Consider the following 14,965-nt stretch of genomic DNA (forward strand, 5'->3'; position numbering starts at 1 on the left):
ATAAAGATCACAAGAACCAGCCCTAAAAGGAGAAATGGTGGCATCCTTTACTGTCAGTTTATAGGCTACGACGCTGGCTTACAGATTTATGTAGAGAGGAATTGATGATGCAAATCATGCGAGAGGAATATCACTGCCTCTTGATGATGCAGATCTCCCATCCCTAAGACCTATTTCAAAGCACATGTTAGCTTCACTCATCATGAATACATCTATAGTATAGCATAAAAAGCGAGTAGCCATTGCTCATTCCTTGCTCTGCTGCGCAGAGCAAAAATGTATCTTGTGCTGTGCCGACCAATTTTCCGCCACAGCACAAGATACACATCTTTATGAGAATTGCAGTGGTAAAGTTTTTAATCCATGGAGGGCAAAGTTTTCGTTCCAGGCTAATTCGTCCGGAACAACTCCTGCAGCAAATGCGAGGTCGGGTAATTGCTTGAGTAATTCTGGAAAGGCCAGCTGACCTTCCAATCTTGCCAGGGGTGCTCCGATACAGTAGTGCATACCAGCGCCAAATGATAGTGGTTGAATATTGTCTCGTTGAATATTTAATTGGTCTGGTTGTGGAAAACGCTCGGGATCGTGATTGGCTGCACCAAGCAAGATAATCAGTTCGTCGCCAACATGTATATCAGCTGTTCCAAGGGTTGTAGCTGATTTTGCCACCCGTAGTGTCATCTGTACGGGACTATTGAACCGTAGAAATTCTTCAATCGCACTTGCAGTTATTTCTGGGTGCTCCTTGAGGAGTGCCAACTGCTCAGGCGTGTTAAGGAGTGCGAATATACCGTTGCCTAAGAGATTCATCGTCGTCTCGTGTCCTGCCACAATCATGATAATACATGCCGACAGAAACTCATCTTCGCTCAGGGTTCCTGCGCTTTCTTCAGCTTTAACCATGGCACTGATCAAATCATCCTGTGGCTGCTCACGACGAAGACTGGCCAGATGTCTGAAGTAACTACGCATATCGTGTGCAACCTGATTGGCTTCCGCCAGACTCTCTGGTGGAATCTGATCCACAGATGGTGCAAAACGTACAGCATTTTCGACGCGTACAATATCACGTGACCATTGACGAAATTGCCCCCGATCTTCAACAGGTACGCCGAGTAGTTCAGCAATAACGATGATTGGCAATGGAAAAGCAAATTCCTGGATAAAATCAAAGCTGCGTTCAGATAAACGATGCTTTGCTTGAATATCATCTAAGAGCTGCTGGACAATCTGCAAAATTGCTGGTTGCAATTCTGCCACCCGTTTAGGCGTAAAAGCCTTGCTTACCAGAGCACGCAGACGTGTATGATCTGGTGGATCAAGATGTAGAAACATTAAAGCTTCTGTAATCGCAAATGCACTATCTTTCAGTTGCTGGAGATCCTCAGCCGACCATACATGCTTCACACCAAAATGCCTGGCGCGGAGGATGGTGTTGGCCTCATTATAGCCAGTAACCAGCCAGCGTCCATCTGGACCTTTATAGACAGGTCCATGTTGACGAATGACATCATATATCGGGTAGGGATTGCGAATAAAATCTGGTCCGAAAAATGATTGCATGCTGAAAGCTCCTTTATAGTCCTGATAATATTTAACTGGTCACCCACTCAATGAAAGAAACAAAAAAATGTAACCCTTTATACAAACAACACAAGTAGTCTGGTTACGGTATCTGCACACCAAGCAGCCAGCTATCAAGCCACTCTTGCATAAATGCACCAGACTGCTGTTGCCATTGAGCAGCATCTAAACGATGGTGCGTCATAAAGAACAAGAACATGCCACCAAGGAAACCTTGCGTGCTTGCTTGAAGAGATATATCGCCTCTTACCTCTCCCACACGTACACGTGACGCAAGATAGTCTACCAGGAGTTGAATCATGGTCTCGATGGTGTCGCATAGCGCACCATACAGCTCTTCATTGGTCTGTGATTCTCCTAAAAGAATACGTAACAATGCTGCATGCTCATGTGCAAGCAAAACAATCCGGGCAATAAGATCTTCCATAAAAGATCGAAGAGGACGCCCTTTAGCGGTCTCAAGTAACGCAATCAGTCCCCCTTCCAATAAATGACGGCGTTTCACGATTTCCATCAACAAGCCAGCTTTGGTAGGATAATAATGGTAAAGTAATCCTTCTGTGATACCAACTTGCTGCGAAATTTGCCTGGTGGACGTTGCCGCAAATCCCTGGCTGGAAAATAAGTCTAGCCCCACTTCCATGATTTGTTCCCGGCGCTGTTGAGCCTGCTGCTGGCGTTGGGTTGGCTTTTGCTCTATAGACAAATCTTTATCGTTCCTTTCATGAACCATTGACAATGAAGTATATTTGATTGGGTAACCACTCAATAAACATAACGAAAAAAAACGAATTTGTCAAGATGCTCCAATTTTTCAGTGCAGCGTAATGATGCCTGCACCATTAACCTGAATGGCCACCTGTGGAAGAGGAGTAGTAGCAGGTCCCTGGATCACACGACCATTCTGAGCAGGATCAAATATAGCTCCATGGGCAGGACAGACAAGGAGATGTGTTTTGGGATCATAGTTTACCAGCACACCAGAGTGTGTGCATCCCTGTTTGTAAGCAACAAAATTTCCATTGGGGAGGTGAATGAGCAGACGCTGGCGATGGTCCGCAACCCGCGTGTCTAAAAACGTTTGCTCGCTATTGAGGGCTTGTGTGGTTTGTCCAATCTCATTTGTTGCTTTTATAGTCGCCCCGGGCTTGACTGTCGTTAGCCTTTGAATGAGGTTAAAGCCACCCACTCCAACTATCCCGGTCACCAAACCACCTGCGAGCAACGCAGTGACCTGGCGACGGCTTTTACTACCAGGTTGTCGCATAGACGCAACATTGCTCTTTATTTCTGGCAGAGAAAGTGGGAATGACGAAAAAGAAGGAATAGACCAGCGTTTCACAAATGATAAAACGTTCGGGGCTGCCTCAGACCGTTGATGGTCGTGAAGATCTTGAATGGGACGATCAGCAGAGGATGACCAGACTAGAGAATTCAATTGATCATCAAATTGACGTGCCTGCACCTGAGTCTCATTCGACTTTACATACTCAGCATAGGCCGTAAGAAGATCATGAACTCGCGGAAAGCGCTTTTCTGGATCTTCTGCCAGAGCCTGCATCACTATCTTCTGTAGAGAGGTGGGGAGAGACCACTCTTTTTGTTGTTGCAAGAGATCCAGGATCTCCGAAGCGGTGAGTGTGTTCGCCAGGAACTGCCCACAATAGAGTTCTACCAACATCACGCCAAGCGAATAAACATCCGAGCGAATTTGAGCGGCTTGCCCTTGCCGATATTCTGGGGCCAAATACTTTGGGACACATAGTGGCGTATCTGAGAGTGTTGAAAAATTATCTGAGGGCTGCGTATACGGCAAGATGCCACGCCGTTCTAGTATCTGTCTCAGTCCAAAGCCAGCCACCTGGAAGGATTCCTCATTGTTTCGAAGCACATTTGCCGGCGTAAGGATACCATGAACCTGCCCACGGCGATGAGCATACTCGAGACCTTCAACGACCTGTTCTAAGAGAGAGAGGATGCGAGGAGGAGAGAAAGAAACCTGCTGCTTGATAAGGGTCGCCAACGATCCCTCCGTTTTGTAAGGCGTAATCAGATAGGGCCAGCCCTCCCATTCACCATAATTGTAAACTGGTAAGACGCACGGATGGCTCAGCGGCAGCAAATTCGCAGCCGCATGTAGAAAGCGTATGCGAAACTGCTGATAGACAGCATCGGACAAAGCCTCCGGAAGTAAAAATAAAGTCAGAGCCACAAGTCGCCTGGGCTGCTGCTGTTGTGCAGCGTAGACCGCACTGGTAGGGCCACACATCAAGCGCCGCTCTACTCTACAATCCTCAATCACCCTTCCAATACACTCATCAGCACTAAATTTTTTCATCCAGTTCTACTCCTTCCTTCAAGTCTTAGCAAGATTTCAGTACTTCTACACATGACATGAAATACATCAGGATCGATATAGCCACAGTATTAAAAAGGTAGCTATATCGACCTTGCTAAGCCCTCCATAGCTTTCAAATAAGCTCACTGGAGCAAAGCCTACCTGTTAATTAACAGTAATCGTAATGGTAGCTTTGCTGTCATCAGGGTCGGGAGTGTGTTTGCCATCTGTTAGACGATCGACAAGTTGACTGGTGATGGTATAGGTTCCTGCCTTGGGAAAGGTGATGCTGTAGGTATTATCATTCGAGCCACTGCGAGCAACTTTGCTAGAAGCAGTAACGGCATCGGTAGATGGATTGCTCTTCAGGAGGTGATTTTCATCTGAATTATTGACCCATTTCACTGTATCACCCGCTTTAATCGTGACAGTAGCGGGACTAAAGCTGTATACGTCGTTTCCACCAGTTTGTTCTGTAATCGTAACCGTAGTAGCGTTTCCTGATGCTGAGGTACCAGAATCGCCACAAGCAGAGAGGACAAAAGGAAGTACAACAATGCACAAGAGAGCAACCCAGAAATACGTTCGGCGAACCGCTTGAGCAGACGACATAATCATATGACTAAACTCCTTATTTCATGGAGAGGAAACCTCAATGTTTCCTGAATGGGATGCCTTAGTAATACCATTTGCATTACTAATTACGGTCACAGGTACACTGTGGGAAAAATAATCCAGGATTTTTTCAAATCCTTAATGCATATTTCTGAGAGGCATTGCCCATATATATCTTTCAAAACATCCGAAAAATAAATTGTAGCTTTTTCCTCCCAGTCTCTTTTTGATAGATTACGCTGCGTATTCCTAGTAATTAGTATACTAGGGTATATATGTATAAGATTATTTATTAGGTATTTTTAGGAGGAAAGTACCTCATCCATTAAAGCATCTCAACCTGTTTCAAATTTTCTTATTATGACACATCCGTTCATCGGAATGGGAGCGGTAAGCTTTATGCCAGCCAGAAAAACGCAGGGGTTCCATTCATGTTTTATTGGTTGGAGGGGAAATGGCGCGGATGCTCCATTTCCCCTCCAACGATTTTTCTTGTGCGTCTTCTGCGCGCAAACTATGGCGTGAAGAGCACAAATAGCACTTTAAACTTTACAGCGAAGCAAGCAGTTCACGTGAGAGGAAGTGGAGCAATTGTGTTCTGGCTGAATTCAGAAAAAAATGGTTGCCCGGAAAAACCCGTTGGACAAATGGACCGCTTGTCTCTACCTGCCATGCAGCATTATCGTCCTGCTCCACTTCTTTATCCTGTAATCCGGTATAAGCCGAGATAGGACAACTTAGGAGCTCTTGAGGCTGGTATGCGTATGTTTCAGTAAGGGTAAAATCAGCGCGAAGGGTTGGTAACACTAGTTCTAGCAATTCCTTGTGTTGCAATACCTCTTCCGGAGTCCCTTCTAATTTCCGTAACATCTCAATGAACTCAGGATCTGGTAAGTTGTAACTGAAGGGTTCTCTACGCTCAATACGGGGTGCACGTCGCCCGGAGACAAAAAGATGGGTAAGTGGACGAACTGCAAGCGGCTTCAGTGCCCGTGCCAATTCAAAACCAATACTGGCACCCATACTATGTCCAAAGAAGGCATAGGGCATATCCAGATATGGCAAAAAAACAGGGATCAACTGCTCGATAAGTTGAGGAAATTGGATGATTGGAGCTTCCATCAAGCGATTTTCTCGTCCAGGCAGTTGTAGCGCACAAATATCAATCTGGGCAGGCAATAACTCTGACCAGGAGCGAAATATAGCCGCACTCCCACCAGCATAATGAAAACAGAAAAGTCGTAAACGCGCTTGTGGATTGGGGCGATAATAAGGAAACCAGCGATCAGGCATGATCTATCTCTTTCAAAACTACAAGTATCAACTGATACGACATCTTTCATATTTTATATAATCATACGCTCATCATGGGAGCAATACAAAAGATACTGCTCTGGATCCCTTGACTTCAAGCTGACTTTAACATGTACACTCCTTGATAAGCTGATATTTACCAATTCAGTCCAATAAATTGGAACGTATAACAGAAGAGGTAGAGGAACAATGAGCAATATGACATCTGAACAAAACCATTTGTTTGCAGTGACGGATCAAAATTTCGAGTCGCTGGTATTACAATCGGCGCTACCAGTTATCGTAGATTTCTGGGCTGAGTGGTGCCCACACTGTCATGCGCTGAGACCTGGCTATGAGCGGTTAAGTACAATTTATGCAGGCAAAGTAGGCTTTGCTACCATGAATGCTGATGAAAATCCACTTGCGCCTGCCCGCTTCGGCGTACAGGGGCTACCAACGCTAATACTCTTCAACGCGGGCAAACCTGTTACCCATATCGTCGGACCACATCCAAATCGTTTACCTCAGCGGATCGAGCAAGCGCTGGCTGAAATTACTCTTCCACAAATACAGGGATAATCTATAGAAAGCCTATACCGCCTGGAAAAAATAATTTTCCAGGCGGTATAGGCTTCTCCAGTTAAGTGGACATTTATTAGCATAATTTTGTGCTATAAGTGCTATAAACTGTAAGCGCTTCAAGGTTTGGCGATTGGTTCAAGGCTCCATAAACCATAGTTGCTCAAACATTGACCAGACTCATTCTGGGTACAATAATTTCCGACCAGATTACCATCAGCACGAGCAGCACCTTCAAAGAAGAGGAAGGGTTGCTTGCTATCCTGAGCAATGGTGAATAAAAGATGGTTCGATCTATCTATCACGCCACTAAAATTTCCTGTGCCCTGTTTGCTGATAAAGTGACCGTTGAAGCTTTGTTGCTTCTGTTTGATGTCGATCAACTGAATATTCATGGTACTTTTCTGAGAAAAATTATAGGCGGTGCCCTGATAGGCTCTTGCCAGTTGCACAGTAGGAACTTCAGTAGGAGTACTTGATGGTTTCACTACGGCAGTTGGACGAGGAGAGATATGCTGGATGTTTCCCTTTGCTTCTGTCTGATCCGGTAACACATACATGTTTCCAGAGGTAGAAAGAGGCAGTAGCAAAATGACAGCCATGGCAAAGACGAGCACCCTTGGCACTAATGGTCCTAAGGCATGCGATTTTTTAGCTTTTCGGCTCCGGTTCGCAAGCTCACCGTTGACGGTCAGAACAAATGGGGGTCTGGTCGCTACAACAGAGGCGGGCGGCGCGGACGGCGTCTGCATAGCCTGCCAGAAATCCTCAACGCTGGCAAACCGTTGCTCATAACCAATGGCCATGGCACGCTCAAGTGCACGTGCGATATGCTGGGGAATGCCCGGCACAACCTGGTCAGCCGTTTTGATGGGATCCATCTGACTGCTGACCAGCATAGTCGTACGTTGCAAGGAGTCTGCTGGAAGCTTTCCTGTCAGCAAACAATAAAAGGTTGCACCTAAAGCATAGATATCTGTACGTACGTCAGTGCCAAGATTGCTATATTGCTCAGGAGCACTATAGCCTGGAGTACAGTGACGGACGGCTGTTGTAGTAGCATCAACGTCATATTCTTTGGCGATACCAAAATCCACCAGGAACGTGTGCTGGTCCTCTTCCTGGACCATGATATTGGCTGGTTTAATATCCCGGTGCAGTACTGGTGGTTGCTGTCTATGAAGGTAGCTCATAGCATCAATAATTGGCGCCATCAGTTTCATGGCTTCAGCGACGGAAAAACGTTGCTCAATCTGCCGTCTACGCAGAGTCTCCAGGTTCGATCCCTGGATATACTCCAGCACCAGGAAGGCCGGGTTAGCACTATCTGCTTCTTGTATATCGTAAATACGAGGCAACGAGTCGTGTTGAAGACGCTTTAACACATCGGCTTCAAAAGCCAGGCGTGCACGTTCATGTTGTTCCTGATTACTGAGTTCCTTCAAGGCAAAAAGGGCTTCATTAGAGGTCTCAGCGGTGGTTATCTGCGTCAGATCACGTACCAGATACACAACACTAAACCCCCCACTTCCCAAAACATCTTCTACGATATAACGGTCACGTATAATCGTTCCCAGTGGATACGAAGAATGGCGTTGCACGTGTCTCACCTCCCTGTCTAATAAACAACAATCGTGGTATTCCAATCGGTATGCGCATAAATCCAGGCCATGTCCTTTTCTGTCAGATTGATACAGCCATGGCTACCATCAAAGTTATCAGCGGTAGTTCCTCCTGCATCCTGGTGAGGAAACTGGGAACCTGGTCCAAATGTTTGACGCCAGAAGACATCATGTACGAAGTAGCCGCCATAGTGATACAGGATGGCATACTTAATGGGCGTCGGAGCAAACCAGTAGCGCGATCCTTTGGGTTCCCGCGAAGTAAATATCGCTGGCGATTTACGATCCAATACTTGCCAGATACCGGGTAGCGATGGCAGTTGCTGCCGACCAGTCACCACCTGATAGGCCTGCTGCAGCTGACCATTTTGGTAGAAACGCAGCGATTGTCCCGCCAAAGAAACCATCAGTACCTGTTTATGCTGCAAATTGTAATGTTGTAAGAGTTGCGTATCGGTGGCATGAACTTTGTTGTATGCGGTGGTATCGCTACCGTCCTTCTCCAACATATGCAAATTAAAGAGGGCATTTTCAGCTTCAGTGGAGACCATCTTAAAATCATCTTCAGAGGAGGCATTGCGCAGATCATCGTCCAGAAAGGTTCCAATGCCCTGCTTCATGTACCCTGCATTCAATGGATAATCCTGGTCGTCATAGGCATCGTGGTAAGGATGCGCTTTGGCCCAGCTATCAACTTCCTGGTGAAATTGTAAAACCTGATGTTTCGCCTGCCCCTGCACCAGATCAACGTGCATGGATGCAATGTCTGTGTCAATCTGTTGCAGCACCTTGAATTTCGCGTTATCTGTATGGGCTTGTGGACCACTATTCTGGTCATTTTTCAATAGCTGTACATACTGTCCTGTATTTTTTCCATAGCTTTTCAGCAGGTTAATCTGCTTTTGAAATTCTGCGATTCTGGCCTTATATACTATAGGAAAATTCTGTGTCGCCACCAGCATTAGCTGATGATAATGTGTTTGTATACGGCCCTGCAGACGTAGTAACTCAGCTGGATCACTACTGGTTTGAAACGTATGCATATCTTCCTGATAGTGCTGCTGGAGTGTCTGTATCTTTGGATTGTTTTGCTGGAAGCTGTCGGACAGCGTCTTCATTGAGGTTAACTGTTGGGACATCGGTTCCAGTTGGTTTAACGCATGTGCCGAATTATTGGCATCCTGAATAATAGCCGTATAATTCCTGGGCTCATGGGCTGATCCCATCAGAAGTTGATCAGTACTAAAGCGCTGCTGAAAATCCTGGCTATTCCCTAATGGCTGCATATTTCTGCGGCTGAGCGCGATCTGAAATTGCTGCAGACTCTGCTGAGCCTGCTCCTGCAATTGTTGATTGGACGTATTGATGACATTCTGTATTTTTCCAGGCAAACGAGCATACTGGCTGGCTTGCGTGGTATAGGCACTGCCAGGACTTACATAAAAGGCTGGTGAGAACCAGGGCAAGGATTGATCTATCTGTTGCTTCTCTTCTACTACAGGTTGCAGGGCTGATGCAGGCACCCCAATATCATGGGCGTGGGCGAGACGCTTTTCTACATCAAGTCTTTTCTGGTCTACCTGGATGGTGTACCTGGGATCATGTACATTTGTATATGCTCCATAGCCAAGCAGCAAAAGGATCAGTGACAGACAAATGGCAGTGGTCAGCGACACGATGCCTGGTTTCTTCGCGGCCGGGTGAGCAACCACCTCTTTTTGTAGAGGATGGGTGGAGTTGCCATAGAGCTCAATTGATGCAATCTGTTTCCTGGCAATTTCGCTCGCACGTAAATAGAGGTTAGCGCTCAAAAGCCCATCCTTTGGTAACGTGACTTCAGCATGCTCTCCAGCCACCTTCCGCGCTTTTAGAGGTCGCTTTCTACTGACGCGAATGGTTCGATCAGGATCTATTGGAGAGAGGCGCACGGTTTCATCGGACTCCTCGTTAACAACTGGATCAAACTGATCGTTTGCTTTACTCTGCATTGGCGCATCAGTATGAGAAGAATGGTGTTGTTCCTGCATATGTAACTTAGAAGCTGGAGAATTCATTACGTGTGAAGAAGCGCTCCTTGCCATGTTCATTACCTTTATAAAATAGCGAATGCCTTCATAAATAGAATATTTGTTTGTTTCATTCAATAAGACATATCTAGTGGCAAGCATAAAGTCACTATGGTTGCCACTAGATATGTTTCAATGTGATACGAATACGTTTGTGATTTTAGCCATTACCGACGACTGAAGAACTAACGGAATATGGCTTGGTCTGCTCAACACCTGCAAGATTGGTGTCAACTTCCTTGTAGGTATAGCTATTACCATTTTTAGGGCTGAGATAGCCAGCTTTTGTGACCAGGGCGGGCGCATCAGAAACTGATCCGAGTAACACAGGTGTGAAGGCCCAGTTATCAGCGGGAACAAGTCCGCCAATAGCACGGCCCAGGGCACGGTGTTCTGCCTCAATACAGGCAACCTGTCCTGAAATCTGGGCCAGATCCGGGCGTCCGAGCTGTGCGAACTCTTTGATTGCCGCCAGGAATGCTGAGTCAAAAACACCCTCAAGCTGCTGCTGCGTCTCAATAAACGTCTTAAGGTCAGTAAATGTTTGAGGACCATTTGGAAAACTGAAGGTCTGTGCTAAAGACTGACCGCCATTCGCGGCAAAGAACTTTTGGTGGATCTGCTCTTCGACCAGGGCGGCTTTGATGTATTCCAGATTATCGCCTTTGATACCCAATTTATCAGCATTGGCCAGGCCATTACTATAGAAGGTCACCGCAAGTTGCTCCGCAGTCCGTGCAATTGTCAGAATAGTCACAATTGGACTTTGGGCACTCTTGTTATAACCAGCCAGTGATTTATTCTGTTGTTTGAAGCCATCTTGGATCTGCGCTGCGGTCTGTGCGCGTGTCTGCCGGGCGGCTGCACTGGATAGCTCAGGCATGATTGCCGCGCCAACCGCTGTAGCGGCGACGGCCGATGCGGCGACAACAGCACCTTTTTTAAAGAAGGCACGCCGTGAGCGCTGCTCAGCAAATGAAGCGATCAAATTATCAGTCGCAGCCTTGATTTCAGGTTTGCCATTGAGCATAAATCTATCATCTAACACTGCCTGGCAGTTCTTACAATGTGCATCTGTAGGCACTACAGATGTACCGCACTGTGGGCAAAAACGAATCTGTGTCATGCTATTTTCTCCTGTAACTGATTGCGCATCATCAGAAAAGCTAGCGGCTGCTGCAGCAGAGACCTGCCATCATGATGACATTACAAACGTATCTCTTTCCACTACCGGAATAAAAGATACAGACCATGTGACGTTTCATTAAAAAGAGGAATATATATTCTTTGTAAGAGCTAGCATCTATACCGGAAATTATGTATATCGCTCACTCATCAAATACTACGCCAGCTTGTAAAAATTGGATCACATTGATTCTGGCAATGTTCAAAATCAACAATATTTTGCTGTACCATCCACTGCCCTCTGCTTTTGCATACACGTTGAAAAAAAATGGTGGGGGAAAAGAGATCCAGATGGCACTGGATAACGTATTGCTTTACAGCTACTACTAAAGAGGGGCCTGGTTATTTTATCCCATTCCAATAATGGTAAAAATTTGGTTTGCCGCCTCTATAGCATAAATTAAGGAATACTGCTTTGCTATTGAACTATGGAGTGTAGAAAAAAAATTGCTATGGCTTACTAACGAGAGAGGGGCTTTCAGCATGAAGGCAGGATCGCTAAATGCGCATATAGCTCGCCGTCTTTTGCTCTTGATTGGCATATGCATCGTCATCGTTGTATTGTCTACGCCGAAAATTTCGCATGCGGCAACAACTGATGACGAGAGCGGTGCATATATACGAATTATCCACGCGTCCCCAGATATTGGCATTGTAGATGTATTTGTGGATGAGAAAAAGCTCTTAAGCAATTTCCAGTTTGCCACGGTCACAGACTATATACCCATTCCTGCAGGTTCACATAAAGTGCAACTGGCGCTAATTGGCAAAGGAATAAATGCGGCCATTGTGACCCAATCACTGGAGGTTAAATCTGGCACGTCTTATACTGTGGCAACCCTTGGTGTCAAACAAAGTGGCTTTTCGTTCACAGTCTTTGCGGATAATAATAGTATTGTGGATAATGGAACCAAGCTACGTGTGTATCATCTATCACCGGGAACAGGCACGTCTGAGGTACAAACTCCTGAACAGACAATAGTCAACGCTATATCGTATCAACAAGCAAGTACCTATACAACACTGGCAAGTGGAACATATGACTTCAAACTTTCTGCGGATACTGGAAAAGAGATCCTTTCATCTACAGTAACACTAAAACCATGGACGGTAACCAGTATCTTCGTGATTGGAGTCGCCCAGGGACAGCCTAAATTACAACTGGTAACCTCTGAACAACAAGGTCTGCCAGGTATGCCACAAACTGGCAGTGATCCTACGGTCAGGACGACAACGCCTCCTTCCTGGATGTTCGCGTTGTTAGCGCTACTTATGGTATGTGTCGGAGCTGGCGGGTGGCGGATGCGCTCTCTAGCTACAGCCAAAATACAAAAAAATCCGCAGGATCTTCGGACGGCGCCGACGGCAGAATACATGAAAAAAGGATAGTTATGTGGAGTTCGAAGCGAACAAATGCTGCACGTTTACAGGCACCAAAGGCAGAATATCTGGCTCTCCACGGAGATGAAATTAACGATGAGACGTTAATACAGGCCATCGCTTACGGAGCCAAGTGGGCGCTGGAGCTCCTCTATGATCGCTATTATCGTCTACTTTACTCTTTTGCTTATCGGATAGTCGCGGATCATCAGGTTGCAGAAGATCTTCTGCAAGAAGCATTTATGGCCGTCTGGAAACGCTCAGTCACCTATTCCCAGCAATCGGGCCCGGTACGTGGCTGGCTCTTTTCTATTACACATCATCGAGCCATTGACTACCTACGCTCGATTCAAAGGCGCGCAGTATTACAGGAAGTAACACTTGATGAGGCAGATAGCAATGATCCAGTTGCCCTCTCCGATACCTGGGATGAGGTATGGCGCTCAGTTCAAAGCGATCAGGTGCGGGCAGCGTTAATGAAGCTATCAACAGAGCAACGCATGGTAATTGAACTGGCGTATTTTCAGGGCTGGACACATACTGAAATCGCTGAAGGTTGCCACATCCCATTGGGGACAGTCAAAGCCAGGATGAGGTTAGGCTTGATGCATTTAAAACGGAGCCTGGAACAGATGGGAGTGAATGAAGCGTGAAGACATTGTCCGGCATCAAACAAAGATCTAACCCGTCCAGCATTTTTGACCTGCTACTAAGGAAGATGGAGTAAATTCGTATGACATGCCAAGATTTTGAAGAACTTTCGGGAGCATATATCCTGGACGCTCTTACACCCGAGGAAAAGCAAGCGGCGGAGGAACATCTGGCAAATTGTCCCGAATGCACTCTGTTGCTCCAACAGTTACAACCTGTAGTGAATCTTCTGCCACTCACGGTGCCAGAAGTAGAGCCCATCAGCGGCCATAAAGAGCGGTTTTTTGCGCGCCTGGAAAAAGAAACAGCACAGTCAGCATCAGAACCAGAGCAGTTGCCCCAACGACCAGTTGCGCATATCAGGCAAGCGTCTGCAAAGCGCCGCTTACCCTGGCGTACAGCACTACTGGCGGTGGCTGCCATTATCCTGGTTGCCGCCCTCGCAGGTATGGCGACATGGAATTACTCTTTACAACAACAGGTGGCCAAACTCTCAACGCCTGCCGTACAAAGTGCTACCTATGCTATCCAGGGTACAACGAATCAAGCAACGACAACTGGAGAGCTGACCTGCTATAACAAACCACAGATCTGTACCTTAACCATGCGTGGTCTCCCTACCCCGACAGGAAATCAAGTCTATCAGGGCTGGCTACTGCATGGCAAGCAACCTACCAGCGTTGGACTGCTTCAGATAAAAAATGGCATAGCTACCGTCGATTTTCAGGGATCCCCTCAGGATTATGATGCGACCGCAGTAACCCTTGAACCAGGTCCAGCAGCAAGCAAAAATGGGCCGGCAGGACCAGTTGTGGCGCTGGGGAAATTAAATAAAGCAACCCATTCCTCTTAACATTCAGGTCACTACTACAAGTTGCTACCAGCCAGAACAGGTGGCGTCAGTGTTACTGTAAAAGAATACTGCCACCACCTGTTTTTTGTCTCTCGCGACAATCCCAGACATCAAGATCTTATATTGATACCATGCGCATAACCCAACCCTGCCAGAGCGCATCAATAGAAATATTTTTAGCCTCCACGACCTGTAATCCCGCCTTCTGGCAAAGATGCATGGCTTCGGATAAAGTATAGGCGCGAATATGTTGAGGGTCTACACGTTTAATCAGCCACTCGAAGAGGCGCCAGGGTAATGGGAAGGTGCGTCTGGCATAATCTTCAAGCACTAACTGTCCATGGGGAACCAATAGCAATTTTAAACCCTGCAATACGGCAACAGGATCATCCAGATAATGCAGTGCGTTGGTACAGGTAATCAGATCAAACGTGGCTGGCGCATATGGTAAGCTCGACATTCCGGTAGCATTCAAAGCTACCTGCACAAAATGTGTATGTGGATGGTGCTCAAGCAGTTGGCGCGCCTGCGAAAGCATGTCAGGACTCACATCGAGGCCATACAATTCAGCCTCTGGCACAAGGCGGCCAAGGCGTTCCAATAATAGTCCTGTTCCGCAGGCGACATCCAGGATATGAGAAGAGCGACTCTGTAACCTGGCGACACGCTTTAGGGATGAGAGATCGATAGTGGAGATAGTCGCGGCCAGTGTCTTCTCGGAGAAGGTTTTCCAGCTTCGATTGTAAGCGCTTGCTCGCTTTCCACTATAATATGATTGCATATGGTACCCTATCCT

At 46.5% G+C, this 14,965-nt stretch carries 13 protein-coding genes; 4 read left to right on the forward strand and 9 right to left on the reverse strand.

Annotation, left to right across the window (positions count from 1 at the left end; translation table 11 throughout):
* Positions 1–330: 330 nt before the first annotated feature.
* From EL633_RS26760 to EL633_RS26780, 5 genes are all read right to left on the reverse strand, one after another.
* The gene (locus EL633_RS26760; RefSeq protein WP_126630331.1) at positions 331–1,563 is read right to left on the reverse strand and encodes a cytochrome P450; all 1,233 of its coding nucleotides are present in this window, start codon (positions 1,561–1,563) and stop codon (positions 331–333) included.
* Between the two features lie 103 nt (positions 1,564–1,666).
* The gene (locus tag EL633_RS26765; RefSeq protein WP_161982471.1) at positions 1,667–2,290 is read right to left on the reverse strand and encodes a TetR/AcrR family transcriptional regulator; all 624 of its coding nucleotides are present in this window, start codon (positions 2,288–2,290) and stop codon (positions 1,667–1,669) included.
* Between the two features lie 108 nt (positions 2,291–2,398).
* Complete coding sequence (locus EL633_RS26770; RefSeq protein WP_126630333.1) at positions 2,399–3,922, reverse strand: protein kinase domain-containing protein; 1,524 nt, start codon at positions 3,920–3,922, stop codon at positions 2,399–2,401.
* Positions 3,923–4,087: 165 nt separating this feature from the next.
* Positions 4,088–4,540 (reverse strand): plastocyanin/azurin family copper-binding protein, encoded by a 453-nt coding sequence (locus tag EL633_RS26775; protein ID WP_126630334.1) that lies wholly within the window; start codon positions 4,538–4,540, stop codon positions 4,088–4,090.
* 546 nt (positions 4,541–5,086) lie between these two features.
* Positions 5,087–5,830 carry a thioesterase II family protein gene (locus EL633_RS26780; protein WP_126630335.1) on the reverse strand — a complete coding sequence of 248 codons (744 nt, stop codon included), beginning with the start codon at positions 5,828–5,830 and terminating at the stop codon, positions 5,087–5,089.
* 219 nt (positions 5,831–6,049) lie between these two features.
* Here EL633_RS26780 and EL633_RS26785 point away from each other — a divergent pair, with 219 nt between their 5' ends.
* On the forward strand, positions 6,050–6,412 hold the full coding sequence (locus tag EL633_RS26785; RefSeq protein ID WP_126630336.1) for a thioredoxin family protein: 363 nt from the start codon (positions 6,050–6,052) through the stop codon (positions 6,410–6,412).
* Between the two features lie 119 nt (positions 6,413–6,531).
* On the opposite strand, the gene EL633_RS26790 is transcribed toward EL633_RS26785, so the two are convergent.
* From EL633_RS26790 to EL633_RS26800, 3 genes are all read right to left on the reverse strand, one after another.
* Positions 6,532–8,013 carry a serine/threonine protein kinase gene (locus tag EL633_RS26790; protein ID WP_161982472.1) on the reverse strand — a complete coding sequence of 494 codons (1,482 nt, stop codon included), beginning with the start codon at positions 8,011–8,013 and terminating at the stop codon, positions 6,532–6,534.
* A 17-nt stretch (positions 8,014–8,030) separates the two neighbouring features.
* The gene (locus EL633_RS26795) at positions 8,031–10,115 is read right to left on the reverse strand and encodes a L,D-transpeptidase (protein ID WP_161982473.1); all 2,085 of its coding nucleotides are present in this window, start codon (positions 10,113–10,115) and stop codon (positions 8,031–8,033) included.
* A 145-nt stretch (positions 10,116–10,260) separates the two neighbouring features.
* Positions 10,261–11,226, reverse strand: a complete 966-nt coding sequence (locus tag EL633_RS26800) for a ferritin-like domain-containing protein (protein ID WP_126630339.1) — start codon at positions 11,224–11,226, stop codon at positions 10,261–10,263.
* 542 nt (positions 11,227–11,768) lie between these two features.
* Between EL633_RS26800 and EL633_RS26805 the strand changes: the two genes are divergently transcribed.
* The 3 genes from EL633_RS26805 to EL633_RS26815 all read left to right on the forward strand — a co-directional run bounded on the left by EL633_RS26805 (position 11,769) and on the right by EL633_RS26815 (position 14,169).
* Positions 11,769–12,674 carry a DUF4397 domain-containing protein gene (locus EL633_RS26805; RefSeq protein ID WP_126630340.1) on the forward strand — a complete coding sequence of 302 codons (906 nt, stop codon included), beginning with the start codon at positions 11,769–11,771 and terminating at the stop codon, positions 12,672–12,674.
* A gap of 2 nt (positions 12,675–12,676) precedes the next feature.
* Entirely contained in the window at positions 12,677–13,318 is a 642-nt protein-coding gene (locus EL633_RS26810; protein ID WP_161982474.1) for an RNA polymerase sigma factor, read from the forward strand.
* Positions 13,319–13,398: 80 nt separating this feature from the next.
* Complete coding sequence (locus EL633_RS26815) at positions 13,399–14,169, forward strand: anti-sigma factor (protein WP_126631898.1); 771 nt, start codon at positions 13,399–13,401, stop codon at positions 14,167–14,169.
* Positions 14,170–14,287: 118 nt separating this feature from the next.
* Here the strand turns inward: EL633_RS26815 and EL633_RS26820 are convergent, their stop codons facing one another.
* Positions 14,288–14,950: a class I SAM-dependent methyltransferase gene (locus tag EL633_RS26820; protein ID WP_126630342.1), complete on the reverse strand. Its 663-nt coding sequence runs from the start codon at positions 14,948–14,950 to the stop codon at positions 14,288–14,290.
* Positions 14,951–14,965 lie beyond the last annotated feature (15 nt).

Origin of the sequence: Dictyobacter alpinus (genome assembly GCF_003967575.1) — a bacterium.
Classification (GTDB): Bacteria; Chloroflexota; Ktedonobacteria; order Ktedonobacterales; family Ktedonobacteraceae; genus Dictyobacter; species Dictyobacter alpinus.